Source organism: Porphyromonas pasteri (assembly GCF_014647755.1).
GTDB lineage: Bacteria > Bacteroidota > Bacteroidia > Bacteroidales > Porphyromonadaceae > Porphyromonas > Porphyromonas pasteri.
Window position 1 is genome coordinate 66,928 of record NZ_BMPU01000006.1, and the last position, 25,503, is coordinate 92,430.

At 58.2% G+C, this 25,503-nt stretch carries 19 protein-coding genes; 6 read left to right on the forward strand and 13 right to left on the reverse strand.

Features of this window, described 5'->3' with window-relative positions:
• Positions 1 to 6: 6 nt before the first annotated feature.
• The 4 genes from IEX77_RS08255 to dnaJ all read left to right on the forward strand — a co-directional run bounded on the left by IEX77_RS08255 (position 7) and on the right by dnaJ (position 4,008).
• Complete coding sequence (locus IEX77_RS08255) at positions 7 to 960, forward strand: glycosyltransferase family 2 protein (RefSeq protein ID WP_188808504.1); 954 nt, start codon at positions 7 to 9, stop codon at positions 958 to 960.
• Between the two features lie 19 nt (positions 961 to 979).
• Positions 980 to 2,008, forward strand: a complete 1,029-nt coding sequence (locus tag IEX77_RS08260; protein WP_188808505.1) for an FAD:protein FMN transferase — start codon at positions 980 to 982, stop codon at positions 2,006 to 2,008.
• A 233-nt stretch (positions 2,009 to 2,241) separates the two neighbouring features.
• Positions 2,242 to 2,826: a nucleotide exchange factor GrpE gene (locus tag IEX77_RS08265; RefSeq protein WP_188808506.1), complete on the forward strand. Its 585-nt coding sequence runs from the start codon at positions 2,242 to 2,244 to the stop codon at positions 2,824 to 2,826.
• A gap of 18 nt (positions 2,827 to 2,844) precedes the next feature.
• A complete protein-coding gene (dnaJ, locus tag IEX77_RS08270) occupies positions 2,845 to 4,008 on the forward strand; it encodes a molecular chaperone DnaJ (protein ID WP_188808507.1) in 1,164 nt (387 codons plus the stop codon).
• A 106-nt stretch (positions 4,009 to 4,114) separates the two neighbouring features.
• On the opposite strand, the gene IEX77_RS08275 is transcribed toward dnaJ, so the two are convergent.
• The 3 genes from IEX77_RS08275 to IEX77_RS08285 form a co-directional block, all read right to left on the reverse strand.
• Entirely contained in the window at positions 4,115 to 4,483 is a 369-nt protein-coding gene (locus tag IEX77_RS08275; RefSeq protein WP_188808508.1) for a DUF805 domain-containing protein, read from the reverse strand.
• Positions 4,484 to 4,672: 189 nt separating this feature from the next.
• Positions 4,673 to 5,038: a DUF805 domain-containing protein gene (locus tag IEX77_RS08280; protein WP_188808509.1), complete on the reverse strand. Its 366-nt coding sequence runs from the start codon at positions 5,036 to 5,038 to the stop codon at positions 4,673 to 4,675.
• A gap of 181 nt (positions 5,039 to 5,219) precedes the next feature.
• The gene (locus tag IEX77_RS08285) at positions 5,220 to 6,866 is read right to left on the reverse strand and encodes a diphosphate--fructose-6-phosphate 1-phosphotransferase (protein ID WP_188808510.1); all 1,647 of its coding nucleotides are present in this window, start codon (positions 6,864 to 6,866) and stop codon (positions 5,220 to 5,222) included.
• Between the two features lie 579 nt (positions 6,867 to 7,445).
• Here IEX77_RS08285 and IEX77_RS08290 point away from each other — a divergent pair.
• Both IEX77_RS08290 and IEX77_RS08295 read left to right on the forward strand, forming a co-directional pair.
• Positions 7,446 to 8,246, forward strand: coding sequence for a patatin-like phospholipase family protein (locus IEX77_RS08290; protein WP_188808511.1), 801 nt, complete (start codon positions 7,446 to 7,448; stop codon positions 8,244 to 8,246).
• Between the two features lie 21 nt (positions 8,247 to 8,267).
• On the forward strand, positions 8,268 to 9,929 hold the full coding sequence (locus IEX77_RS08295; protein ID WP_188808512.1) for an alpha-amylase family protein: 1,662 nt from the start codon (positions 8,268 to 8,270) through the stop codon (positions 9,927 to 9,929).
• A 96-nt stretch (positions 9,930 to 10,025) separates the two neighbouring features.
• On the opposite strand, the gene lpdA is transcribed toward IEX77_RS08295, so the two are convergent.
• The 10 genes from lpdA to IEX77_RS08345 form a co-directional block, all read right to left on the reverse strand.
• Entirely contained in the window at positions 10,026 to 11,372 is a 1,347-nt protein-coding gene (gene lpdA / locus IEX77_RS08300) for a dihydrolipoyl dehydrogenase (RefSeq protein WP_188808513.1), read from the reverse strand.
• 36 nt (positions 11,373 to 11,408) lie between these two features.
• Positions 11,409 to 13,073: a formate--tetrahydrofolate ligase gene (locus IEX77_RS08305; protein WP_188808514.1), complete on the reverse strand. Its 1,665-nt coding sequence runs from the start codon at positions 13,071 to 13,073 to the stop codon at positions 11,409 to 11,411.
• A gap of 134 nt (positions 13,074 to 13,207) precedes the next feature.
• The gene (dpp5, locus tag IEX77_RS08310) at positions 13,208 to 15,256 is read right to left on the reverse strand and encodes a dipeptidyl-peptidase Dpp5 (RefSeq protein WP_188808515.1); all 2,049 of its coding nucleotides are present in this window, start codon (positions 15,254 to 15,256) and stop codon (positions 13,208 to 13,210) included.
• A 36-nt stretch (positions 15,257 to 15,292) separates the two neighbouring features.
• The gene (locus IEX77_RS08315; protein WP_188808516.1) at positions 15,293 to 17,143 is read right to left on the reverse strand and encodes a DNA polymerase III subunit gamma/tau; all 1,851 of its coding nucleotides are present in this window, start codon (positions 17,141 to 17,143) and stop codon (positions 15,293 to 15,295) included.
• 166 nt (positions 17,144 to 17,309) lie between these two features.
• Positions 17,310 to 19,415: a M3 family metallopeptidase gene (locus tag IEX77_RS08320; RefSeq protein ID WP_188808517.1), complete on the reverse strand. Its 2,106-nt coding sequence runs from the start codon at positions 19,413 to 19,415 to the stop codon at positions 17,310 to 17,312.
• A gap of 41 nt (positions 19,416 to 19,456) precedes the next feature.
• Entirely contained in the window at positions 19,457 to 19,972 is a 516-nt protein-coding gene (locus IEX77_RS08325) for an isochorismatase family protein (protein WP_188808518.1), read from the reverse strand.
• 139 nt (positions 19,973 to 20,111) lie between these two features.
• On the reverse strand, positions 20,112 to 21,305 hold the full coding sequence (locus IEX77_RS08330) for a saccharopine dehydrogenase family protein (protein WP_009433404.1): 1,194 nt from the start codon (positions 21,303 to 21,305) through the stop codon (positions 20,112 to 20,114).
• Between the two features lie 653 nt (positions 21,306 to 21,958).
• Entirely contained in the window at positions 21,959 to 23,065 is a 1,107-nt protein-coding gene (locus IEX77_RS08335; protein WP_188808519.1) for a BACON domain-containing protein, read from the reverse strand.
• Positions 23,066 to 23,074: 9 nt separating this feature from the next.
• The gene (locus IEX77_RS08340) at positions 23,075 to 24,400 is read right to left on the reverse strand and encodes a DUF4302 domain-containing protein (RefSeq protein WP_188808520.1); all 1,326 of its coding nucleotides are present in this window, start codon (positions 24,398 to 24,400) and stop codon (positions 23,075 to 23,077) included.
• A gap of 28 nt (positions 24,401 to 24,428) precedes the next feature.
• Complete coding sequence (locus tag IEX77_RS08345; protein WP_188808521.1) at positions 24,429 to 25,502, reverse strand: zinc-binding metallopeptidase; 1,074 nt, start codon at positions 25,500 to 25,502, stop codon at positions 24,429 to 24,431.
• Position 25,503: the final 1 nt, after the last annotated feature.

The following is a 25,503-nucleotide window of genomic DNA, read 5'->3' on the forward strand; positions in this document are numbered from 1 at the left end:
AGATATATGGACATCTCTGTCGTAATACCCCTATATAACGAAGCCGAATCCCTGCCCGAACTCGAGGCATGGATCCGACGCGTGATGGAGGAGCATGGCTTCTCCTACGAGATCATCTTCATCAACGATGGTAGCACGGACGACTCCTGGCGCATCATCCAGGAGCTTCGCGAGAAGAATCCCCATGTGCGTGGCGTGAAGTTCCGCCGCAACTATGGGAAGTCCCCCGGTCTGCAGTGCGGCTTTGCCCGCACCCAAGGCGATGTAGTCATCACGATGGACGCTGACCTGCAGGACAGCCCCGACGAGATCCCTGGCCTCTACCACATGGTCAAGGAGGAGGGCTACGATCTGGTCAGCGGCTGGAAGCAGAAGCGCTACGACCCCGTCCTCAGCAAGAACCTCCCCTCCAAGCTCTTCAACGCTACGGCGCGTAAGCTCTCGGGCATCGACAACCTGCACGACTTCAACTGCGGGCTCAAGGCCTATCGCTCCGAGGTCGTCAAGAGCATCGAGATCTACAACGACATGCACCGCTACATCCCCTACATGGCGAAGGTGGCGGGCTTCTCTCGCATCGGCGAAAAGGTCGTACAGCATCAGGCGCGTAAGTACGGCACGAGTAAGTTCGGCCTCAACCGCTTTGTCAATGGCTACCTCGACCTCATCACGCTGTGGTTCACCTCGACCTTCGGCCGCAAGCCCATGCACTTCTTCGGGCTCGGCGGGAGCCTGATGTTCATCATCGGCTTCCTCGCGCTGGCCGTCGTCCTGTGCAGTAAGCTCTTCCACATCTGGACGGGTACGCCTGCACCGCTCGTCACGGACCGCCCCTACTTCTTCATCGCACTCACGGCGATGGTCATCGGGACGCAGCTCTTCCTCTCGGGCTTTGTAGCAGAGCTGCTGGCACGTCAGTCGCAGGACCGCAACGACTACAGGATCGACGAAGAAATCTAACTCCACATACACACACGCTATGCACCACCTACGCCACGTAGCGCTGGCTGCTGCCCTTCTCCTCGGCTTCGGCTCGTGCCAGAAGTCTGGGAGCGGTAGCGAAGGCGACTACACCAAGCTCACGGGGGAGGTCTTCACGACGACCTTCTCCATCCAGTACAATGCCCAGAAGGACTATTCGGAGGCCGTTGACTCGACCTTCCATGCCTTCAGCCACTCGCTCAATCCCTTCGACTCCACGAGCCTCATCTCAGCGATCAACCGCAATGAGTCACAGCTCATGGACTCGATGCTGCGCGAGGTCTTCCTGCAGTCCGTCGTCATCTCGCGCCACACGGGTGGGAGCTATGACGTGACCTGCGCCCCACTCATCAACCTCTGGGGCTTCGGCTTCGAGAAGAAGAAGACCGATAGCGTCACCCCCGAAGCTATCGACAGCGTCCGCACCTTCGTGGGCTTCGACAAGATCCACCTCGACGGCATGCGCATGATCAAGGAGGACCCTCGTATGAAGATGGACTTCTCCTCCATCTCCAAGGGCTACTGCTCCGATCTCGTGGCACGCATGCTCAAGCGCCGTGGCGTGACGAGCTACCTCGTCGAGCTCGGTGGGGAGATCGCCTTCGAGGGCACCAACTCACGAGGTGAGAGCTGGGTCATCGGTGTCGACAAGCCCATCGCAGACCCTGCGGGCGTCATCAATGACTTCCAGGTGCGCGTACAGCTCCCCCGTACCGCTGGCGGGCTGGCGACCTCGGGCAACTACCGCAACTTCAAGGTCTTGAATGGCAAGAAGATCGCCCACACCATCGACCCACACACGGGCTATCCCATCCAGACGGACGTGCTGAGTGCAACGATCATCGCCCCCACGTGTATGCTCGCTGATGGGCTGGCGACGGCCTGCATGACCCGCATGGCAGCCGACGTCCCCGCACTGATACAGAACTTCCCTGGGGTCGAATACATGCTCATCCTCGGTGACGAGAAGACGGGCTTCCGCACGGTGATGTCTCCCGGCTTCGAGCGCCTCATCCTCCCCGACTAAGGAGCATCGCACTCCCGAGCACCAAGAGTCAGGGGATCCAGCCGCACCGCTTGCAGCTGGATCCCCTGATTCTTTCTCCCCCACTCCCCGCCTGCTAAGAGATTGGTATCATATTTGCACGAAGGTAAATAGCTCCCGCACGACACAGCACGATCGGGAGGATAATGATAGCGCCTACACCGCCCCTCCATACGGTGTAAGCCACTAATATATAGCAAATAACAATAAATAATATGAGCGAAGAAATCAAAGATCAAGAGCTGGAGTGCAACGAGCAGACAGCCGCAGAAGAACAGACAGATTGTCAGACAAACGAGCAGGCTCAGCCTCAAGAGGAAGAATTGACCGAGAGTCCAGCCGAGGAACTTTCGCCCGAAGCCAAGCTTCAGGCTGAGCTCAACAAACTCAAGGACACGCACCTGCGTCTGGTCGCCGAGTACGACAACTACCGCAAGCGCACCCTCAAGGAGAAGAGCGAGCTCATCCGCAGCGGTGGCGAGAAGGCCCTCACCGACCTCTTGCCCGTCGTCGATGACCTCGAAATCGCCCTGCAGAACCTCGACAAGGCCACCGACCTTGATGCCCTCAAGGAAGGCGTGCACCTGATCTACTCAAAGTTCGTGGACTACCTCAGCCGTCAGGGCGTCACAGCTATCCCCACCGAGGGCGAGAGCTTCGACGATGAGCTCCACGAAGCCATCGCCACCTTCCCCGCCCCCGAGGAGAGCCTCAAGGGTAAGATCATCGACTGCGTCAAGAAGGGCTACAAGCTCCACGACAAGGTACTACGCCACTCCTCTGTGATCGTAGGTCAGTAAGGAAAGGAGAAACTATCTATGGCAGAAAAGAGAGATTACTATGAAGTCCTTGGCGTAGCTAAGGGCGCTTCAGCCGAAGAGCTGAAGAAGGCCTACCGTAAGCTCGCCATCAAATATCACCCCGACAAGAACCCCGGGGACAAGGAGGCCGAAGAGAAGTTCAAGGAGCTTGCTGAGGCCTATGACGTACTGAGCGATCCAGAGAAGCGTCAGCGCTACGACCAGTTCGGTCATGCCGGCGTCGGCAGCGGCGCCGCCAGCGGTGGCGGTGGCTTCGGCGGAGGCATGTCGATGGAAGATATCTTCAGCCGCTTCGGTGACCTCTTCGGAGGTGGTGGCTTCGGAGGCTTTGACTTCGGAGGCTTCGGCGGTGGCGGCGGCGGTGGCCGTCAGGTCCTGCGCGGCTCCGACCTTCGCGCTCGCGTCCGCCTCACCCTCGAGGAGATCGACAAGGGCGTAGAGAAGAAGCTCAAGGTGAAGAAGCAAGTCGCCTGCTCCCACTGTCACGGCGACGGCACTATGGAGAAGGACGGCAAGAAGCAGTGCGACACGTGTCACGGCTCGGGCGTCGTCATCTCCGCTCAGCGCAGTATCTTCGGCATGATGCAGACGCAGTCCGTCTGCCCCACCTGTGAGGGTACGGGCGAGGTCATCACCAAGCCCTGTAGCTTCTGTAAGGGTAAGGGCACGCAGATCGGCGAAGAGGTCGTATCCTTCCGCATCCCTGCTGGGGTCGCCGAAGGCATGCAGTTCTCCGTCCAAGGCAAGGGGAACGCAGCTCCCCGCGGTGGTATCCCCGGTGACCTGCAGGTCGTCATCCAGGAAGAAGAGGATCCCAATCTCATCCGCAATGGCAATGACCTCATCTACAACCTCCTCATCTCCGTACCTACAGCCGCCCAAGGTGGCTCCGTCGAGGTACCTACGATCGGCGGGAAGGCACGTGTGAACATCGCCGCAGGCACTCAGCCAGGCAAGGTCCTCCGTCTGCGTGGCAAAGGACTACCTTCGGTCAATGGCTACGGCAAGGGTGACCTCTTAGTCAACGTGAACGTCTTCATCCCGAAGCTCAACGAGAAGACCGATGCCTCCGTCCTTGAGACGATGTCTGCACCCGCCTTCGAGCCCACAGACGAAGCCCGCAAGGAGATCGATAGGCACTACCGTCAGATGCTTCGATAGTCCCGACAAAAAGGGAACTCTATAAATAGGCGAGGCCGCGATCATCAGATGATCGCGGCCTCGCTGTCGTTTTGTGTGTACGTTCGTGGAGAAGTCTGTGTCCTACTTAGAGGCTCTTAGGATTGGGGCCATAGGCATTTTCCTCAGGCTCGCTGTCTTCTATAAAGAGGAAGAGCAGGTAAAAAGCACCGAGGATAGGGATAAGCCCAGCGAGGATATAATACCCGGGCTTACCGACATCATGGAGACGCCGCACACTCACAGCAAGACTGGGGAGGGCGAAAATAAGGGATACGATTTTCGGTAAGATCAGGCCGAGGTCGAGGAGAATATCGATGAAGATAAATACAAAGGCAATGATACTGTAGAAGAGTACATACCCCCAGTATTCACGACGGCGTGCACGACCATCGAAATCAGCAAGCTTGAGCGTGATACAATCCGTGAAGTACTCGAAGAGACCTTTTTCTTGCATGAGTCTTTTAGTTATTTGCGGGTTGATGAATATGATTGGAACGTGCACAAAGGTACAGATATTATCGACCGCTACAAAGGTCATAGCAGAGAAGGCATAATGAAGTATAGAAGTGAGGCCGCGATCATCAGATGATCGCGGCCTCGCTGTCGTTTTGTGTGTATGTTCGTGGAGAGGTCTGTGTCCTACTTAGAGGCTCTTAGGATTGGGGCCGTAGGCGTTGTCACCGGGCTCGCCTTCCTGAACGAAGAGATAGATCAGGTAGAAAGCACCGAAGGGGATAAGAGCAATAAGGAGGTACTTCCAGTCCTTACCCAGGTCATGGAGACGACGTACAGCGATTGCGAGACCAGGGAGGAGGAGAGCAAGGCTTACAATAAGGGAAAGGACGCTGTGCAGACCGATGAGGCCATCAATGAGACCAGCTACAAAGCCAATGACGAAGGCGCAGAGTGCATAGCTCCAATATTCACGGCGGCGTGCACGGCCATTGAAATCCATGTACTTAAGAGTTACACCTTCCTTGAAGTACTCGAAGATACCTTTTTCTTGCATGAGTCTTTTAGTTGTTTGTGGGTTGATATATCGTAATTATAACGTAGGTAAAGGTACGTAATATTATCTACGGCAACAAAAAGACTACTCCACAGCACTCTATAAATAAAGCGAGCGTGCCCGCACCGACCTCGTGGGGTCGATGCGGGCACGCCTTGTATAGAGGTACGAGCCTCAGGGCTTACTTACCCTGCTCGAGAGCGAGCGTACGTGAGGGCTGGTCGCAGAGCTCGGGATCACCGTAGAACTGGATGGGCCCAGGGTAGATGAAGCACGTATCCTTAGCCCACTCAGCGCGGTTAGCTACGAAGTAAGCGAAGGGCTTGCCCTGAAGGTCTACGAGAGCCTTCTGGATCACAGGCTTCATTTCGCCGTGACGACGCTCCATATTCATCATCATCGTCGTGGGGATACCACCAGCGATCCACTCAGTAGCGGGAGCCGTGAGGTTCTGTACAGAGCTCATGTAGCCCGTCACACCTGAGGCAATGAGGCAAGCAGCCGTACGACCGAGGGCGTAGCAGTAGTCAGCATCGAAGTTCGAGGGCATAGCACAGCGGCCTTCGTAGCCGAAGAAGTGCGTGAGGGAAGCGAACTTACCCGTGAAGCGACCTTCTTCCTTCCAAGCAGCGAGCTTGGTAGCGACCATCTCAGCCAGGAGCTTTTCCGTCTCGATGAGCGACACCTGGACGTTGCCGTGGGGGTCACGGTCGAGCGTCAGCTGGCGAGCTACCGTAGCGGGCAGGCTGGCATAGAGAGCTGAGTTAGCAGCGCTGAGGTGCTCAGCGATATAGGCACGCTGCTCGTCAGCGGGGACAGCGCGGAACTCTGCCTCGTGGTGTGCGAGGTAGTCGTTGAGCTCAGCGATGAGCGCCTTGAAGGCAGGGATAAATTCGATAAGACCTTCGGGGATCAGGACCGTACCGAAGTTCTCACCCTTAGCAGCGCGAGCGGCTACGACCTCAGCGATGTAGGTGACTACGTCGTCGAGGGTCTGGTTCTTAGCCTCTACTTCTTCGCTGATGATAGCGACGTTGGGCTGTACCTGCAGGGCGCACTCAAGGGCGATGTGCGAAGCAGAGCGGCCCATGAGCTTGATGAAGTGCCAGTACTTGCGGGCAGAGTTACAGTCGCGCTGGATGTTACCGATGACTTCGGCGTAGACCTTCGTAGCGGTGTCGAAGCCGAAGGAGGTCTCGATCTGCTCGTTCTTCAGGTCACCGTCGATGGTCTTGGGGCAGCCAATGACCTGGACGGGAGCGCCGATGCTCTTGTAGTATTCAGCGAGGACTGCAGCGTTGGTGTTGGAGTCGTCACCACCGATGATGACCAGCGCACGGATGTCGAGCTTCTTGAGGATCTCGAGACCCTTGTCGAACTGAGCCGTTTCCTCGAGCTTCGTACGGCCAGAGCCGATGATGTCGAAGCCGCCGGTATTGCGGTACTCGTCGATGATGTCGGCCGTCAGCTCGATGTAGTTGTGCTGTACGAGACCGTCAGGCCCCATGAGGAAGCCATAGAGACGGCTATCGGGATGGATCTTCTTCAGACCGTCGAAGAGGCCTGCGATGACGTTGTGCCCACCAGGAGCCTGACCGCCAGAGAGGATGACACCGCCATTGATGGGCGTGCCAGAAGTAGCCTCGCTCGAAGCTTCGAAGGTGAGCTTGGGGAGACCGTATGTGTTAGGGAAAAGCTTGGCGATAGCTTCCTGATCGCTGACGCTCTGCGTAGCTGCACCGAAGACGGTCTTCACGCCACCTTCCAGTGCCTTAGGGAGCTTGGGGCTGTACTTACTACGAGCCTGCTGGAGTGCACTCTTAATCATATTGCTTGTTTGGGTATAATAGAACCTATGGATTTGCGGTACAAAGATCTTAAAATTTCTTCATAATAGCCCCCACTTTTCCTTTTTTCCCGTAGACAAAGGCCTTTTTAGATGCTCGCGCGCCCGCCCGCGAAGGCGATTTACCGACCACCCACCTCCATTTTTCGCCCCGCTTACCTCACCTTCTTTACCCCTCCCAAGCACCTCTATCACAGCGCCTCCCAAGGTAACCACGCCACGCACCTCGCAGCCAACGAAATTTGACCAGTACTGGTCGCCGTTCTGACCAGTACTGGTTGCTTTCGTGACCAGTACTACTTACTATGGGTGACCAGTACTGCTTGCCGTTCTGACCAGTACTGATTGCTTTCGCGACCTATATTGGTCCGCGGGTGGACCTATATAGGTTCATTCAGCGACCTATATAGCTTCACTCGACGACCTATATAGATCCACCCACCGACCAATATAGGTTCACACCACCCCTCCGATATAGATACAGAAGCTACTGTACGGGAAATGGGAGGGGGCAGGTATGCGGGGCATGGCGTATCTTTGCGACAATAAATGACTCAGCCAATGGCAGACAATCGCTCCACCCGCCCCTACCAGCTGGGGCTCGCCCTCAGTGGCGGCAGCATCAAGGGCTTTGCCCACCTCGGCGTCTTGAAGTACCTCAATGAGGTAGGCCTACGCCCCGAGATCATCGCTGGCACCAGTGCTGGCTCCATTATGGGCGCCTTCTACGCATCGGGCTATGCGCCTGAGGAGGTCCACGAGCTCCTCTCGCAGACGGGCTTCATGCAGATGACCAGCTTCACCACCAAGGGGGGCGGGATCTTCAGCACGACGAAATTCCTCCAGTTGCTTAAGAAGAACCTCCGCCACCGCAAACTGGAGGATCTACCGACCCCCATGCGTATCGTAGCCACCGACCTAAACCGAGGAGAACCACACGTCTTCACCGAGGGCCCCTTGGCGAAGATTATCTTAGCTTCATCAAGCATCCCCATCCTCTTCTGCCCTGTAGAAATCGACGGTCACACCTACGTCGACGGCGGGCTCTTCCGCAACTTCCCTGTCACGGCCATCCGCGAGGACTGCGAGGAGGTCATCGGTATGAACCTCGACCCTATGCAGAGCGCAGAAATCCCCATGAATATAAAGGACATCGCTAACCGTGCATGGGAACTAATCTTCCGCCAGAATACCACCCCTGACTGTGCAGCCTGTGATTATCTCCTTGAGACGAGCGAGGTAATGAAGTTCGGGATGTTTGAGGTCAGCGCTTCCGAGCAGCTGATGAAGATAGGCTACGAGCTGGCGAAAGCTGAGCTCGCCCCGCTGGTCAAAAAGAAGAAGGGCACGAAAAAGCCTTAGCCCCACCACCTACCCATACCTATGCAGCAGAAGATCGTCATCTACTCCGCCCTCACTCGACTCTGGGGGAATAAGAATACGACCCGTCAGCCCCATGGCACACTCTCCGCGAATGGCTCGGGGAAGCTCCGTGACTTCACTCCCGAAGCCCTCGCCTATATCCGCAGTCTCGGAGCAACTCACGTCTGGTATATCGGTCTGCTGGAGCACGCTACGAAGACCGACTACAGCGCCCAAGGCATCCGTCCCGACCACCCCGACACGGTGAAGGGGCAGGCTGGCTCGCCCTACGCTGTCAAGGACTACTACGACGTCGACCCCGACCTCGCCGAAGATCCACACACGCGACAGGCAGAGCTGGATGCCCTCATCGAGCGTACCCACCAGGCAGGGCTGCAGGTCTTGATGGACTTTATCCCCAACCACGTCGCCCGCACCTATCACTCCGATGCGTGCCCTGAGGGCGTCGCAGACCTCGGTGCTACGGACGATGTACAGCTGGCGTTCTCCCCGCGCAACAACTTCTACTACCTCCCCGACACCTCACTTATCCTACCCTTATCCACAGAGTCATCCCCATACACCGAGTGTCCCGCACGCGCTACGGGCAACGACTGCTTCAGCCCCTACCCCAGCATCACGGACTGGTACGAGACGGTGAAGCTCAACTACGGGGTGGACTACTGCGGGGGAAGTGGCCTACATGCCGACCCCATCCCCGACACGTGGGTGAAGATGCGTGACATCCTCTGCTACTGGGCTGCACGTGGTGTCGATGGCTTCCGCTGTGATATGACCGAGCTTGTCCCGCCCGCTTTCTGGGCTTGGGCGATCCCCTCGGTACGTGAGCAGTACCCCGAGACGCTCTTCCTCGCAGAGATCTACCAGCCCCACCGCTACGGCGAGTACCTCTATGCAGGCTTCGACTACCTCTATGACAAGGTCGGCGTCTATGACTTCCTCATCGCTCTCGGCAAGGGCACACGCGATGCAGCGGACTTCACTGGTGTGCGTGATGCCGTCGGTGGCGAGCAACCAGCGATGTGCTACTTCACGGAGAACCACGACGAGCAGCGCCTCGCCTCGGACTTCGTCTTCGCCTCACCCCGTCAGGGCTTCCTCGCTACGGCTGTCGCAGCCCTAAGTGGTGGCAATCCCCTACTCCTCTACTTCGGTCAGGAGCTGGGCGAGCGGGGTATGGACAGCGAGGGCTTCAGCGGGTGTGATGGCCGCACGACGATCTTCGACTACTGGAGCCTTGACAAGCTCCAGCGCCTGCAAGCAGGTAATTACACCCCCGCCCAGCTAACGGACGAAGAGGCCCGCCTACTCAGCGACTACCAGCGCCTCGCCTCCTGCTACACCGACCCCATCATCAGCCGAGGGAGCTACTACGGCCTGCGTGCCGAGGGCTCTGGCAGAGAGCGTGTCCTCGCCTTCGCCCGCGCTTCGGAGGAAGGGCTCTACCTCGTGCTGGCGAACTTCTCCAGCGAGCAGGCTGACATTGCCCTCCCCCTACCCGCCGAATTCTTCGCCGCTACGGGCATCAACGAGGGCACGGCCTTCCGTGCCGCAGACCAGCTCACGGACGCAGTGGACTTCCTCTGCCTCACCACGCTGGCTCCCCTTCGCCTGAGCCTCGCTCCCCACGGCCTGCAGATCCTCCGCCTCACAGCGGTGTAAAGCAAAGCCCCCCGTACATATCAGTATAAAAAGGCCCGCCGGCTACCCTCCTTCGTGGAGCGTAGCCGGCGGGCTTATTATGGGGAGTAGCTTCCCTTAGTGCAGGGTAGCCGAGCGAACGATCTCGCAGACCGTGGGATGTGGGAAGACGATGCGAGACAGCTCAGAGAGCTTCATACGCTGCTCGACAGCCATGATCGCAGGCACCAGGATCTCCGAAGAGCCATTACCGAAGAGATGCGCACCGAGGATGACACCCTCCTTGTCCGTGAGGAGCTTGCAGAAGCCATTGCCCTGCTCGTTCTCGATGATGAAGCGACCAGAGAGCGTCATCGGCACACGATGCACCTCATAGTCGATGCCAGCCGTACGCAGCTCCTGCTCCGTCTGACCGACAGCAGCGATCTCGGGATCGGTATAGACGATACCAGGGATAGCGCGGTAGCTCATCACATCCTCCGTGCCGGTGATGTGGTGTACAGCGACCTGCCCTTCGCGAGCAGCCGTGTGAGCGAGCATAGACGTACCGTTGACATCACCGACGGCATAGATACCAGGTACTGAGGTCTGGAGGTGCTCATCGACGACGACAGCCCCACGCTGGAGCTCGACACCGACCGTCTCCAGTCCCAGACCATCGGTCACAGCACGACGACCGACGCTGACCAGCAGCTTGTCGAAGGGGATCTCCAGCGTCTCGCCCTCATGCTCAGCGATGACCTTGCCCTCACGCACTGCAGTGACCTTCGTGGAGAGGTGGAACTTCACCTTGCGCTTCTCGAAGGCCTTCTGCAGCTCCGTGGAGAGCTCTTCGTCCATAGGCCCGAGGATCTTAGGCAGCATCTCGACGACCGTGACCTCCACGCCGAGCGTAGAGAAGAAGGACACGAACTCCATACCGATGACCCCGCCACCGAGGACGACGAGGCGCTGTGGGAGCTCCTCGACCTCGAGCGCTTCCTTAGCTGTCCAGAAGGGCACGTCGCTCAGCCCATCGATGGGTGGGATGAAGGCACGTGAGCCCGTAGCGATGATGACGTGGCGCGCCGTATAGGTCGCCTCGCCTGCAGCGATGGTGAAGCCCTCATCACCGCGCCCCGTGAGACGAGCCTCTTCGGTGACGATCTCGACCTCGTGCCCCTGCAGACCGATACGGATACCAGCACCGAGCTTCTTGAGGATCTTCGTCTTGCGCGCCATCACCTTACCGAGGTCGAAGGCTGCTTCGGGGATCGTAAGACCATATTTCTTGCCATCGAGGGCTTCGGAGAGGAGATGGGCTGAGTGCAGGAGTGCCTTCGTAGGTACGCAACCTTCGTTGAGACAGACACCACCGAGCTTATTTTTCTCGAAGATGACGACGCGGAGGCCGTGGGCTGCTGCATGCTCTGCAGCGTCGGTACCGCCAGGGCCAGCACCGATGATAGCTACATCGTAGTTCATGAATTTGAGTGTAGTGAGTGAGTTATATAGGTATTATTAGCTAAGACCCTCGATGTGTCCATCGATGAAGTCTATCTTTTCTGCTTGGGGGACGCGGGGCAGACCGGGCATACGCACCAGAGCGCCGAGGACGAGGACGATCATCTCAGCACCCGTGTTGATGACGACGTCGCGCACCTCGAGGTCGAAGTCACGCACGCTACCATAGGCCGTGGGATCGTCGCTGAAGGAGTACTGCGTCTTGGCGATACAGACGGGGAACTTCGACCAGCCGTGGCGCTCGATACGCTCGAGCTGGCGCTGTGCCTTTGCCGAGAAGTGGATGGAGCGTGCACCGTAGATGCGCTGAGCGATAGCCGTAGCCTTCTCCTCGATAGAGGCGGTGAGGGGATAGGTGAACTGCAGGGGCTGCGAGGGCTTCTGCTCGATGGTCTCGACGACGAGGCGAGCGAGCTCTTCCGCACCAGCACCACCTTCGCCGAAGGCCGTATTGACAGCGAAGCCCACACCAGCGGCGTGGCAATGCTCACGCACCAGTGCGATCTCTTCCTCCGTATCGGTAGCGAAGCGGTTGAAGGCTACGACAACCGTCTGCCCGAAGCTCTTGAGGTTCTTGATATGGCGGTCAAGGTTAGCCAGCCCATGGCGGACGCCCTCGATATTCTGCGTCTTGAGATCCTTCTCATCGACACCACCGTGCATCTTCAGCCCGCCGAGGGTAGCCACGAGGACGGTGAGCGCAGGCTGGAGGCCTGCCGTGCGGCACTTGATGTTGTAGAACTTCTCTGCGCCGAGATCCGCACCGAAGCCAGCCTCCGTGATCGTGTAGTCGGAGTGCGCCAGTGCCATGCGGGTGGCGAGGATCGAGTTGCAGCCGTGGGCGATATTAGCAAACGGGCCGCCGTGGATGAAGGCAGGGGTATGCTCGGTCGTCTGCGCCAGATTGGGCTTGATAGCGTCGAGGAGGAGGACGGTGATCGCACCCGCTACACCGAGGTCACGCACGGTAAAGGGCTCCCCCTGCTTCGTATAGCCGAGGAGGATATTCTCGATACGGCGACGCAGGTCTTCGAGTGAAGTCGACAGACAGAGGATCGCCATAATCTCCGAGGCAGGCGTAATGTCAAAGCCCGATTCGGCTGGGATACCATTGACCTGACCACCGAGGCCCGTGACGATGGAGCGCAGAGAACGGTCGTTGACGTCGAGGACACGCTTCCAGAGGACTTCGCTGAGACCCTTGTCCGTATTGCGGTTCTGGTAGATGTAGTTGTCCAGGAGCGCAGTGATCATGTTGTGCGCCGAGGTGATGGCGTGGAAGTCACCGGTGAAGTGCAGGTTGATCTTCTCCATAGGAAGGACCTGAGCGTAGCCACCACCAGCAGCACCGCCCTTCATACCGAAGCAAGGGCCAAGAGAGGGCTCACGCAGTGCGACGACCGCCTTATGACCGAGGCGGTTCATACCGAGAGCGAGGCCGATAGAGACCGTCGTCTTGCCGATACCAGCCTTCGTAGCGGTGATGGCGGTGACGAGGATGAGCTTACCAGGCTTATGACCAGCTTGGAGCTCGGAGAGGTCTACCTTGGCGAGGTACTTGCCGTAGTGCTCCAGGTGGTCGGTGGGGATAGCCACCTTGGCAGCTATCTTTTCGATCGGCTCGAGGGCTATCGAGCGGGCGATTTCGATGTCGGTCTTCATTACCAGAAAGAGAGTTAGGGGATCAATGATGTGAGTAAAAGAGCTTCCTATTCGGGAGGGAGATGGGGTGAAAGCAAGCCGTGCGAAAGGACTGTAGAGGGGACTAACAGTTCTTTCGCACGGACATATAGAGGTTACTTGAGGTACTTATCAAGCCAGCCGAAGAAGGTACGCTGCCAGAGCAGGGCGTTCTGCGGGCGGAGGATCCAGTGGTTCTCATCGGGGTAGATGAGGAGCTCGGCAGGGATGCCACGGAGCTTAGCCGCATTGAAGGCCGCCATACCTTGGCCTGCGAGGATGCGGTAGTCGCGCTCGCCGTGGATGACCAGTATCGGCGTATCCCAGTTACCTACGAGCTTGTGGGGGGAGTTGGCGAAGGTGCGCTGAGCGACTGCATTGTCCTTCTCCCAGGGAGCACCGCCCATATCCCAGTTGGCGAACCACATCTCCTCGGTCGTCATGTACTGCATCTCGAGGTTGAAGATACCTGCATGGGCGATGAAGGCCTTGAAGCGCTTCTGGTGCACGCCTGCCAGATAGAAGACGGAGTAGCCACCGTAGCTGGCACCGACACAGCCGAGACGCTCGCTGTCGACCCAAGGCTCCTTCTTCAGCTCATCGACTGCGGTGAGGTAGTCTTGGATATTCTGCCCCGAGTAGTCGCCGCTGATCTGCTCGTTCCACGCCTTACCGAAGCTGGGGACGCCGTGGCGATTGGGAGCGATGACGATATAGCCTTGCTCAGCCATGAGGCGCATATTCCAGCGGTAAGAGAAGAACTGACTGACGGGGCTCTGTGGACCACCCTGGCAGAAGAGCAGCGCAGGGTACTTCTTCATCTTGTCGAAGTTCGGAGGGAGGACGACCCAGACAAGCATGTTGCCCCCGTCGGTCGTCTTGACCCAGCGCTTCTCTACCGAGATAAGAGCGAGGCCGTCGAGTGTGGACTTATTCTCTGCTGTGAGCTGCTTCGCTACTCCCGTCTTGACGTCTACGAGGTAGAGGTCCGTGGGCTCGATGTAGCTCTGACGGCCAGCAAGGATCTTACCGCCCTGCACATCCAGCGAGGTGTAGTCATGCATACCCGTGGTGATCTGGCGGATCTTACGACCCTTGAGCGCGATCTCCCAGAGCTGGGCTTCGGCGTGCTTCGTCGAGAGGAAGAAGAGGCTCTGGCTATTGGCCGACCACTGGAGCTCATCGACATCGTACTCAAAGCCTTCGGTGAGGAAGGTCTTCTGTCCCGTCTTCAGATCCTGGACGAAGAGACGCTTGAGGTCGGCTTCGTAGCCGTCACGCTCCATGCTGATCCAGCTGATGCGCTTACCATCGGGTGAGAAGCGAGGGTGGGTATCATAGCCGCCCATCCCCTCGGTGATATTGCGAGTCTGACCCGAGGCGAGGTCGTAGAGATAGATATCGGTGTTGGTGGAGAGGGAGTACTCCATGCCCGTCTTCTTGCGGGAGGAGTAGGCTAAGGTCTTACCGTCGGGGCTCCAGGAGAGCTCTTCAGCTCCGCCGAAGGGCTTCGTAGGAGCTTCGTAAGGCTCACCTTCGAGGATGTCCTTACCGCCCGTGATCGCTTCGCCTCCTACGGGGGCGATGAAGATATGGGGGATCGTCTCTACCCATTCGTCCCAATGCTTGTACATCAGATCGGTGACGATACGACCCGTAGCCTTAGGCAGGTCGGGGTAAATCTCCTTAGTGCTCTTCCCGAAGGAAATCTCCTTGATATAGGCCAGCTGCTTCTCATCGGGTGAGAAGAGGTAGTCCGAGAGCCCGCCCTCGATATTGGTCACCTGACGGCGGTCCGTACCATCGGGAGCCATCGTCCAGACCTGAGGAGCGCCACTCTCCGAGGAGATGTAGCTGATACGACGGCCCTGCTGGATCCAGCGAGCGCCATGCACGCCAGCGACACCCTGAGTGATCTGGCGGCGTGCACTGCCATCGGAGGAGATGGTGAAGAGCTCGGTGCGGATCTTATTGTCCTTGATACTGGGGAAGCCCACGCTGTAGACGACCGTCTTGCCGTCGGGAGAGAGGGCGGAGGCACCGACACGAGCGAGCGAAAGCATCGTCTCGGGCGCCATGTGCTGCGACTGCTGAGCCACAGCAGGCAGGGTAGCTGAGAGGGCTGCTGCCGTAGCAAGAGCGGTGATGTGCTTCTTGATCTTCATAGCGATATGCGTATTGTATATGTATGTGGTCTGGGATTAGGAGAAGCGTAGGCCAAGGGCTTCCTTGAGCTTGCGCACCTCGGGGTTGATCTCCGCGAGCTGATTGAAGCGATCCTCTTGGGTGAGGACGATCTTCGCCTGCTCCTCTACGGTCTTCTCACGCAGGACGAGGTTGAACTTCCGATTCTGCAGCGTCGTACGGAGGAACTCCACGAGCTGAGGATAGACCTCCATCACCGTGGTATGGATAGCCTCACCTGGTGGGAGGGAGATCTCGGCCTGCACGCCGTCTAAGAGCTTCGGTAGCTCGGGGCGCAGGATATTGCGGTAGAGGATCTGCGAGGGCGTCAGCTCCTGCTCGACGAAGCGCACCCAAGCTCGCTGGAGGTCATCCTCCGTGAAGTCCTTATCCTCGATAGGGGCAGGAGCCTCAGCTGGAGCCGTAGAAGTGGCTTCGCTGGGAGCGTCTGCACGACGGCGTGCTCCGAAGAGGCGCTTAGGAGCGGACGAGGGGGGAGCTGGTGCAGGGGGTGTAGCAGATGCCGCAGTTGCTGGTGCTGCTGGTGCAGGCGCTGGTGTCGGTTCAGCTGCCGCGGGAGGAGGGGTCATCGCCGCAGGGGCAGGATTGGGAGCGGCCTGCGGTGCGGGAGCTGCTACGGGAGCTGTCTGCGCTTTGGGTGCAGGAGAAGCTGGGGGTGTAGTCGCAGGGGGGGTCTGAGGAGCTACCTGTGGTGTAGCCGTCGGAGGTGCAGCAGGGGCTGGCGCAGCAGGGAGATTGAGGTCGGAGTCCCGCTTGAAGAGAGGGACCATGCTGAGGAAGCTCAGCTCAACTAAGAGGCGCTTATTCGTTGCCCCTCGATACTGCTGGTCAGCCTGCACCAGAGTCTTGAGCGCAGCGAAGAGGCTGGCAGGTATGCACTGCTGGGCAATAGTCGCATAGGAGGCAGCTACGGCATCGGGCTTCTCCAAGAGCTGGAGCGTGTCGGGATGCTGGGCTACAAGGAGGTCACGCACGAAGGCCGATAGCCCCGTGAGGATCGTCTGTCCCTCAAAGCCCTTCCCCATCAGCTCATCCAGGAGGAGCAGGACACTACGATGGTCCCCGCTCAGGAAGAGCTCGAAGATGCGGATGAAGTAGGTATAGTCGAGGACATTCAGACTCTCCAGCGCATGCTGGTAAGTGATATGTCCACCGGCGAAGCTGGCGATACGGTCAAACATCGAGAGCGCATCGCGCATCCCCCCATCGGCCTTCTCGGCGATGAGCCCGAGCGCCGTCTCCTCGGCATCGATACCCTCGCTATCGGCGACATAGCGCAGGTGGCGGGTGATATCCTGCACGGTGATTCGCTTGAAGTCATAGATCTGACAGCGCGAGAGGATGGTGGGGAGGATCTTGTGCTTCTCCGTCGTCGCTAAGATGAAGATAGCGTACGAGGGGGGCTCCTCGAGGGTCTTGAGGAAGGCATTGAAAGCCGCCGCCGAGAGCATATGCACCTCGTCGATGATATAGACCTTGTAGCGACCAAGCGCAGGAGGCATCTGCACCTGCTCGGTGAGCTGACGGATGTCCTCTACGGAGTTGTTCGACGCAGCGTCCAGCTCGAAGATATTGAAGGAGCGCTGCTCCTCGAAGGCCTTACAGCTCTCGCACTGCCCGCAAGCCTCACCTTCGGCGGAGAGGTTCTCGCAGTTGATCGTCCGCGCCAAGACGCGTGCTGCCGTCGTCTTCCCTACCCCACGGGGCCCACAGAAGAGATACGCATGGGAGAGTTTGCCCGAGCGAACAGCGGTGCGTAGTGTGGAGGCCATAGCCTCCTGCCCGACGATACTACGGAAGGTATCGGGGCGGTATTTGCGTGCGGAGACGACGTAGTGCTCTGTCATTCTTCGAGGTCTGTGCTGGATCTATTACTGGTAGGACAAAGATACGTATTCCGCTCCAGCCTATAGAGTGCTATCTATAAATAAAGTAGCGCCCCCCACCCGACGGATCTCAGTCCGAGGGATGGGGGGTGCCTATTATGTGGGGAGGTGACGAAGCACCCTTAGCTTACTTCGTGAGGCCGCGGAAGCGCAGAAGGCTCGACATATCGGGCTCCGTGAGGCCGGTGAAGTTCGTGAAGAACGTGCCGACAGGGGCGGTATTCCCGCGTGAGAGGACCATCTCACGGAAGCGCTGACCATTCTCACGCGTCAGCCCGCCGTGTGCAGCGAACCACTCATAGATATTGTGGTCGAGGACCTCCGTCCAGAGGTAAGAGTAGTAGCCCGAAGCATAGCCACCAGCGAAGACGTGCAGGTAGTAAGCCGAGCGGTAGCGGGGAGGTACGAGAGCAAAGTCAAGACCAGCACGAGCGAGCGCTTCACGCTCGAAGGCATCTACATCGGTGATCTTAGTCCCAGCAGGGAGCATCCCCCAAGCCATATCAATGGTGACGGCAGCGAGGTTCTCAGCCAGCGCGTAGGACTGTCCGTAGGTAGCAGCAGCCTTCATCTTGTCGATGAGCGCCTGAGGCATAGGCTCACCCGTCTTGTAGTGGCGGGCGTAGTGGCGCAGGACGACAGAGTCCGTCATCCAGTGCTCGTTGAACTGCGAGGGCATTTCCACAAAGTCACGAGGCGTATTCGTACCCGAGAGCGTCTCGTACTTCTGCGAAGCGAAGAGGCCATGCAGAGCGTGGCCGAATTCATGGAAGAGCGTCTCTACATCCGACGAGGTGAGGAAGGCGGGAGCACCCTTAGCGGGAGCCTCGAAGTTACAGACGTTGTAGATGACAGGCTTAGTACCGAAGAGCGAGCTCTGCTGGACGAAGTTCGACATCCACGCCCCACCCGTCTTCGTTGGGCGACGGAAGTAGTCCGTATAGAAGAGGGCCATAGGGGTATTATCCTGGTCGAAGACCTCGTAGACCTGTACGCCATCAGCATAGACAGGGATATCAGGACGGGGCTTGAAGGTCAGACCATAGAGCTGGTTGGCAGCGTAGAAGACCCCATTCTTCAGCACGCTATCCAGCACGAGATAGGGCTTGAGATCGGCTTCGTTGAGGTCGTACTTAGCCTTCTTCAGGCGCTCGGCATAGTAGTCGAGGTCCCAAGCGGCGAGCTTGAAGTCCTTACCCTCAGTCTGCTGAGCGAAGGCTTCGAGTTCGGCGACATCGGCAGCGACCTTAGCACGGCAGGCGGGAGCCAGCTGGCTGATGAGGCGCTCTACGGCCTCGGGACGGCCAGCCATCTGGTCGCTCAGTACCCAAGAGGCGAAGTTGGGCAGTCCGAGGAGCTTTGCCTTCTCGGCGCGCAGGGCAGCGATGCGGGTGATCGTGGGGTGCGTATTCGTGCTATCACCACCCGAGCAGCGCGAGAGCGAAGCCTCAAGGACGCGGCGACGGACATCACGGTTGTTCAGGTCGGCAAGGTAGCCTGGGCGTGACGTATTCGTCTGCTCCAGCAGGTACTTACCCTTGTGGCCTGCAGCGGTAGCCGCCTCAGCAGCACGGGTGATCGCTTCTTCGGAGAGGCCATCGAGCTCCTCGACCTTGTCGACGAGGACGGCAGCTTCCTTCGTGCCAGCGTTCACCTGATTCGTGAACTTCGTCTGCAGCACAGCGATCTCGCTATTGATCTTCTTCAGAGCTTCCTTGTCGGCAGCTGAGAGGAGTGCGCCCTCATGGACGAACTGATCATAGAGGACCTCCGTGAGGCGTAGATCTTCACCCTGGAGGCTGGAGCGCTGGTCGTAGACGGCCTTGACACGAGCGAAGAGCTTCTCATTCAGGAGCAGCGCATCGTGGTGGGCGGAGAGCATGGGCGTCGTCTCCTCATCGATCTTCTGCAGCTCCTCAGTGCCGTCAGCACCTACGAGGCCTGAGAGGATAGAGGTAGCGCGTGCGAGGAGGCGACCGGATTTCTCATACGCCAGTACGGTATTCTCGAAGGTCGGAGCAGCCGTATTGCTCGTGATGCTGTCGATCTCGGCGAGCTGGATACGGATCCCCTCCTCGATAGCGGGGATGAAGTGCGCAGGGCGGATCTTACTGAAGTCGGGAGCTTGGTAGTCAAGCGTGCTCTCGGTGAGGAGGGGATTCTCCTTGGTCGAGCTGGTATGGCAAGCAGTGAGCATAGCGAGGAGGCTCAGAGTGGCAATGAGTCGTTTCATAGGTGTGTGGGGGAATTAGAGGTGGGAGGTCGCTGGGGGAGCTACACCAGGGGCTGGGGCTCACCGATCCAGGCGATGGCCTCATCGATCGGGTGGATCTGAGGGGCGGAGAGGAGGCGTCTGAGATCTTCGATAGTAGTCTTGACGCAGTAGTCCCCTGCGAGGCCTGCGACGTCGATGCGGCGGGCGTTCATAAGGAGGTCGGGCACTGCGTCGTGGAAGGCACTATAAGCATCCTTGTGGCGAGTCATTGCCTTGGGGATGAAGAGGACATTTTGCCCCTGACGCTTGCGCTCCATGATCGCATCAGCCAGAGGGGGATAGAGAGCCGCCCCCGTCGTGTAGCGGACGCAGTGGATAGGCCATGGGCCACCAGAGACATCGAAGCTACAGTGGTCGGCAGGATGCTGGTCCATGGTGACGACGATAGCATCGTACTCGGCGTGGTGCTCCTTGACGTAAGCGGTGAGGTAATCCATCGCTGGGATCGCGCCTTCGATGGCGAGGGAGCCAGTGATGAAGTCGTTCTGGGGATCTACGATCAGCAGGATGTTCATGATTAGAAGGGTGGTGTGGTTTTTGGGGGTAAAGAGTGAGGGGATAAGGATGGCGCGGGGAAGGCGCCTGAGTGCCCCAAGGCTGAGCCTCTAAGAGAGGGCACTCAGGCGGCTCCGCTACGCCGCATCTCGAGTCTTATCAGAGCTCGAGATCGAGGTCGAACTGCTCATGCCAAGGCAGGCCCTGCTTCATGAGCTGCTCCATGAAGGGATCTGGATCAAACTCCTCGACGTTGTACACGCCTGGGCGACGCCAGAGGCCCTTGAAGAACATCATCGCACCGATCGTGGCGGGTACACCCGTGGTGTAGCTCACGCCCTGAGCACCGGTCTCCTGATAGGCAGCCTGGTGGCTGCAGTTGTTCCACACGTAGTAGGTCTTCTCCTTGCCGTCCTTGATACCGCGGATACGGCAGCCGATAGACGTCTCACCCGTGTAGTTCTCACCGAGTTCACCGGGGTTAGGCAGGATCGCCTTGAGGAACTGGATGGGGACGATCTCCACGCCGTTGTAGAGGACGGGGTCGATACGCGTGATACCGATATTCTGCATGACGCGCAGGTGGGTCAGATACTCCTGCCCGAAGGTCATCCAGAAGCGTGCACGGCGGATCGTGGGATAGTTCTTCACGAGCGACTCAAGCTCCTCGTGGTAGAGGAGGTAAGACTCACGCACCCCGATATTGGGATAGGTCAGGGGCTTGTGGATCTCCTGAGGCTCGGTCTCGCGCCACTGTCCATCCTCGTAGTACTTACCCTTCTGGGTGATCTCGCGGATGTTGATCTCGGGATTGAAGTTCGTGGCGAAGGCCTTGTGGTGGTCGCCGCCGTTGCAGTCTACGATATCGAGGTAGTGGATCTCATCGAAGTGGTGCTTGGCAGCATAGGCGGTGAAGACCCCGGTCACCCCTGGGTCGAAGCCACAGCCCAGGATAGCCGTCAGCCCAGCTTCTTCGAAGCGCTGCTTATAGGCCCACTGCCAGCTGTACTCGAACTTAGCCTCGTCGAGCGGCTCATAGTTCGCCGTGTCGAGGTAGTTGACGCCGGCCTCGAGGCAAGCATCCATGATATGGAGGTCCTGATAGGGCAGAGCGACATTGATGACCAGCTCTGGCTTGAAGGACTTCATCAGAGCGACCAGCTCGGGGACGTTATCAGCGTCGACGGCTGCCGTCTGGATCTTGACATTGGTAATCTCGGAGGCAATCTTATCGCACTTACTCTTCGTGCGGCTGGCGAGCATAATCTCAGTGAATACGTCGCTATTCTGTGCCACCTTCTTGGCCACTACCGTACCGACACCGCCGGCACCGATAATGAGGACTCTTCCCATACGCTATTCTTAGTCTTCTTAGGCTAAAGGATAAATAATACGATTTCCGTCTATACCACTTAAGGTACAGATCTACACAAAGGTACAAAAAGTAGGGGGAAGCCCTTCTCTCCCCTCTTCAGAGTGCCTTGCCTCGACTCTCCTGAGACTGCTTCGGAGAGTCCTACCCTCTATTTATTCTGCTAAGGCATCGCACGCCCAGCTCCCCGATATACCCCTCCGAAGTGATACGCTTTTCCCTTCGCCTTATCGTGAGTATTCCTCTTATCCAGCGGAGGGGAAAGCGTCATTCCCGTGAAGAAAAAAGCACCTTCTCGCAGTGGTTTTCCTCTGTCTATGTACGTAGTCTTAAAGACCAGGCACGTCAATCCAAATATCCACGTACGTAGATTTATCGTCCACGCACGTAGCCCAAACTTATCTGCCACTCGTCCACAACTTTTATCCCTACGCGGACCAACAACCCAATGTAGGTCACGCCACAAAGCTATATAGGTTGATATCACCCTCCTATAGAGCTTTGGCGATCGATAAGCCACACCCAGCACTCCTTACCCGATGTACCACCCTCACCCACAGCATAAGAAGAAAGGCAGGCCGACCCACAGACAGTGGGCCGGCCCGCCAGGGGAATGAGCAAGAATGAGTGTGTGCTATTTCTTCGTCAGCGAGAACTCAAGGATCGTGTGGATCCCCGTAGTCCCTGAGTAGGCACTCTTATAGCTACCACCCTCAAAGAGGAAGAAGTGCAGGCCGTGATGCCCTCGAGTCTTCCCAGCTTCCGAGGGAGCGAAGGGGAAGGCGGGGTGCTCAATAGACACCGCATCCCACGTAGCGGAGTAGGTGTAGTCGGCAGCCCACGTCAGGTCGCCCGTAGCCTTGCCATTGGGACCTGGGAACCAGCCGGCATACGAAGCGAGGATGAGCGATGCCGTCACGCCCTGGGGCTTCGCGAGCTCCTGTGGCTTGATGGTCAGCGTATTCGTCTTCTCTTCGAAGGCTACTGGGATATCAGCAGCCAGCCCCTGCAGGATGAAGGCCTTCTTAGCTTGGTCAGCGATGAGCTTGACATCCGCCGTCTTCGTCTCACCCTTATAGGTGGAGATATAGGTCAGCGTATAGTCGCCGAGCACCGCATCGTAGCCGAGCGGACCATAAGACTGTATCAGGCGGAAGCTCTTACTGTAGAGCTCACTCAGCTTCAGCGTGAGGTTAGCCTCGCGCTGGAAGACGTTTGTGCTCTCGACTGTGAGGAGGAGCTTCTTACCCTCGACCTTGAAGGACGCCCATTCAGGCAGCCCCTCGATCTTGACCGCACTGGGACGGATGTCCCCGACGAGCGTGATCTCGATGGTGCCACCCTTACGCTCGATGGTGTAGGCTGACTCCAGGTCGGAGACGTAGCTATAGGCACCGAGCTGGGAGATGGCTACCTGCTGGGTCTCGTCGCCTCGCGTGAGGGTGATGAGGCCCGTGCGAGTCGTGGGCTCAGTGAAGGGTGCGACGGTGAAGGTAACCTTCGTACTCTCGGTAGCGCCAAGGGTGATCCAGCTGGCCTCCGACTTCGCGGTGAAGCCTCCTTCGGCGAGCGTGATCGTCCCCGTCCCACCTGCAGCAGTGAAGTTGTGCTCAGAGGAGAGGACACGTAGCGTGTGCTCGGTCTTCGTAGCAGGGTCGTCCTTGCGGCAGGAGCTGACACCTACGAGGAGCGTAAGCGAAGCCAGGAGGAGCGCCCCGAGCGAGCGATGTATGATCTTCATATCTCTTACTTATTTCTTAGTGAATACGGGCGAAGTGAAGCGAGAGTCACCGAAGGACTTGTATTCGCCACCACCGGGCTTCCAAAGGATATAGGAGCCTGCTATGAATGTACCCCAGATACCATTATCGACCAGCTTATAGCGCTTGCCCGTAGTATAGGTCTCATCGAGCTTGCTATACATACCGAAGCCTGTGCCCCACGAGAGGTTGGTACCATTAGGAGCAGCCCACACCGCGAGGAAGGCACCACCCGTATTCTCGAGCTTCTGCGTCTTGATCTCAAAGCGATCCTTAGCAGCGTCGTAGGTAGCGTAGATCGTGAGGTTGGGCGCCATACCCGTGATACGATAGAGGTTGCGTGCAGCCTGCGAGAAGGTGACGGTGCGAGGCGCCGTCCAGCCCGTGCACATCAGGTCATACTCACCGAGATAGTGAGCGAAGCCAGCGTAGTCGGGGTCGGTACGTGCCGTGAGCTTCTCACCCGCAGGGGTGTTGTAGCTCTTATCTGCATCCTTCCACAGCAGCGTAGAGACGCCGTTGTACTCCTTGTGGAACTGCAGTCCATCAGGCGTGTAGACGTAGGGGACCTCCGTCTTCTTGCCCGTCTCAGCATCCTCGATGGTGAGGATGTTGTATCCCTCATTATTGAGGTAGGCCACGACGGCCTTGCCTCCGAGCTTACCCGTCAGACCGTAGAGGTGCTGCTGGTACATACTCTCCGAGGTATAGGCACGAGACTTCAGGTCGAGGACCTTCGCAAGATATTCCTTAGCAGCTACCTGCGGGCGGAACATGCGCATGACGACACCCGTCTTACGGCCCTTCAGATAGAGCGTATCGGGCGAGACCGAGCGAACGAAGGTGAACTCATAGTCGCCCTCGAAGCTCTTCCCTTCGCCAGCCCCGTAGGACTTATCGGGGTCAGAGAAGAGGTGCAGAGGTGAGCTATACGTATCGAAGCTCAGCGAGACCATCTTGTCGGACTTCAGATGGTAGTTGCTCTTGACCTCTGCCGTAGAGTGGCCCTTCACGGGAGCATCCGAAGCCATGAGCACTTCGTTCTTAGCACCGAAGGTCATCGTCACGGGATAGCCCCCGTAGAGGAGCTGGGTGTGAGGATAGTACTCCAGCACCCAGCCCGTGGAGGAGGCGGTGAGGGTCTTCTGCAGCTCAGAGGTGAGTGCATCGACACGCTCCGAAGCGGACTTCTCAAAGAGTGCATCAGGCTCCTGACGACATGAGGGAAGTACCCCGAGGACAAGGCCCGCAGCAGCGAGGAGACCAAGACGGGCACCCTGCAGGACAGCCCGCCCTATCGCTATATTCTTATTCATCGTAGTCTATGAATTAGGGGGTCTGACATTAGTGGAAGTACTGGGTGATGACCTGGCACTTAGCGTGGTCTGCATGCTCACCCGTGTGAAGCTCGAGGAACTTCGGGTGGCGCATCAGCTCCTCGACGACAGCGTCGCGAGCAGCCTCGTAGCCAGCGAGCGAGCGGGCAGCCTGTGGCAGGCTATGGAGCGAAGAGCCGAGAAGCTCCTGCCAAGAGCTCTCGATGAGCGGCAGACGGCTCACCTCCTCGAGGCGACGCTGGGCGATAGCACGGAGCTGATCCATGTCGATACCCCACGTACCCTTCATGTACTTCTTGATGATCTCCATCTTCTTATTGAGCTTCGCACGACCTTCGTCACCAGCGGCATTCATCACCGCATCCCACTGACTCTGGGGGAAGGTGATGTAGCAAGCCGTCATCTCAGCGATATCCTCGCGAGGCTGACTGCTGGCGTAAGCCGTGATGAAGCCCAGAGGAGCGTAGTCGCTGAGGCTACGGCGGTTGAACCACGAGGTGGGAGCATAGCCCTCAGAGATGGCGTCGTACTCCGTCGTAGGCCAGATCTTATTCTGGTGAAGGATGTGGCTGAACTCATGGTGCATGACCTTGAAGAAGGTCGTATTGAGCGACTGAGGATCGTTCACGTTGAGCCAGTTTGCCTGATAGAGCGTGACCTTCAGCCCACCCTCGGCCGTACCTTGGGTGATCGTGCCGTCGCCGTTCCACGAAGCCGAGCCGACGATGAAGAGCTGACGGGGGGACGTCTTGCGCATGAAGTCGACACGCCCCGTGGCTTCATCATAGGCGCCATACCATGCGTGCTGGATGATCTTAGCGAGCTTCATGCTGTTCTCGAGCTTGGCAGGCGCGAGGTTGCGTGAGCGGTCGGCCTCGATATCATCCAGGGTATAGATATAGCTGGCGTTGTACGCGTCGGTATAGTTCTCTTTGAGCCAGCGGTCGAAGCTCGTCATCTCCTTGGCGGGAGCCTTGGTGACACGACGAGAGGGATCGGGCTGGTCGCTATCCTTACACCCACCGAGTGTAGCCACGAGAAGGGCTGCACAGAGGGAGAGCTTGATCTTATGTAGATACATA

Bases quoted from the DNA above. Each gene is read 5' to 3' on its own strand.
- IEX77_RS08255 (WP_188808504.1), top strand. From the start codon at position 7: ATGGACATCTCTGTCGTAATACCCCTATATAACGAAGCCGAATCCCTG.
- IEX77_RS08260 (WP_188808505.1), top strand. From the start codon at position 980: ATGCACCACCTACGCCACGTAGCGCTGGCTGCTGCCCTTCTCCTCGGC.
- IEX77_RS08265 (WP_188808506.1), top strand. From the start codon at position 2,242: ATGAGCGAAGAAATCAAAGATCAAGAGCTGGAGTGCAACGAGCAGACA.
- dnaJ (WP_188808507.1), top strand. From the start codon at position 2,845: ATGGCAGAAAAGAGAGATTACTATGAAGTCCTTGGCGTAGCTAAGGGC.
- IEX77_RS08275 (WP_188808508.1), bottom strand. From the start codon at position 4,483: ATGCAAGAAAAAGGTCTCTTCGAGTACTTCACGGATTGTATCACGCTC.
- IEX77_RS08280 (WP_188808509.1), bottom strand. From the start codon at position 5,038: ATGCAAGAAAAAGGTATCTTCGAGTACTTCAAGGAAGGTGTAACTCTT.
- IEX77_RS08285 (WP_188808510.1), bottom strand. From the start codon at position 6,866: ATGATTAAGAGTGCACTCCAGCAGGCTCGTAGTAAGTACAGCCCCAAG.
- IEX77_RS08290 (WP_188808511.1), top strand. From the start codon at position 7,446: ATGGCAGACAATCGCTCCACCCGCCCCTACCAGCTGGGGCTCGCCCTC.
- IEX77_RS08295 (WP_188808512.1), top strand. From the start codon at position 8,268: ATGCAGCAGAAGATCGTCATCTACTCCGCCCTCACTCGACTCTGGGGG.
- lpdA (WP_188808513.1), bottom strand. From the start codon at position 11,372: ATGAACTACGATGTAGCTATCATCGGTGCTGGCCCTGGCGGTACCGAC.
- IEX77_RS08305 (WP_188808514.1), bottom strand. From the start codon at position 13,073: ATGAAGACCGACATCGAAATCGCCCGCTCGATAGCCCTCGAGCCGATC.
- dpp5 (WP_188808515.1), bottom strand. From the start codon at position 15,256: ATGAAGATCAAGAAGCACATCACCGCTCTTGCTACGGCAGCAGCCCTC.
- IEX77_RS08315 (WP_188808516.1), bottom strand. From the start codon at position 17,143: ATGACAGAGCACTACGTCGTCTCCGCACGCAAATACCGCCCCGATACC.
- IEX77_RS08320 (WP_188808517.1), bottom strand. From the start codon at position 19,415: ATGAAACGACTCATTGCCACTCTGAGCCTCCTCGCTATGCTCACTGCT.
- IEX77_RS08325 (WP_188808518.1), bottom strand. From the start codon at position 19,972: ATGAACATCCTGCTGATCGTAGATCCCCAGAACGACTTCATCACTGGC.
- IEX77_RS08330 (WP_009433404.1), bottom strand. From the start codon at position 21,305: ATGGGAAGAGTCCTCATTATCGGTGCCGGCGGTGTCGGTACGGTAGTG.
- IEX77_RS08335 (WP_188808519.1), bottom strand. From the start codon at position 23,065: ATGAAGATCATACATCGCTCGCTCGGGGCGCTCCTCCTGGCTTCGCTT.
- IEX77_RS08340 (WP_188808520.1), bottom strand. From the start codon at position 24,400: ATGAATAAGAATATAGCGATAGGGCGGGCTGTCCTGCAGGGTGCCCGT.
- IEX77_RS08345 (WP_188808521.1), bottom strand. From the start codon at position 25,502: ATGTATCTACATAAGATCAAGCTCTCCCTCTGTGCAGCCCTTCTCGTG.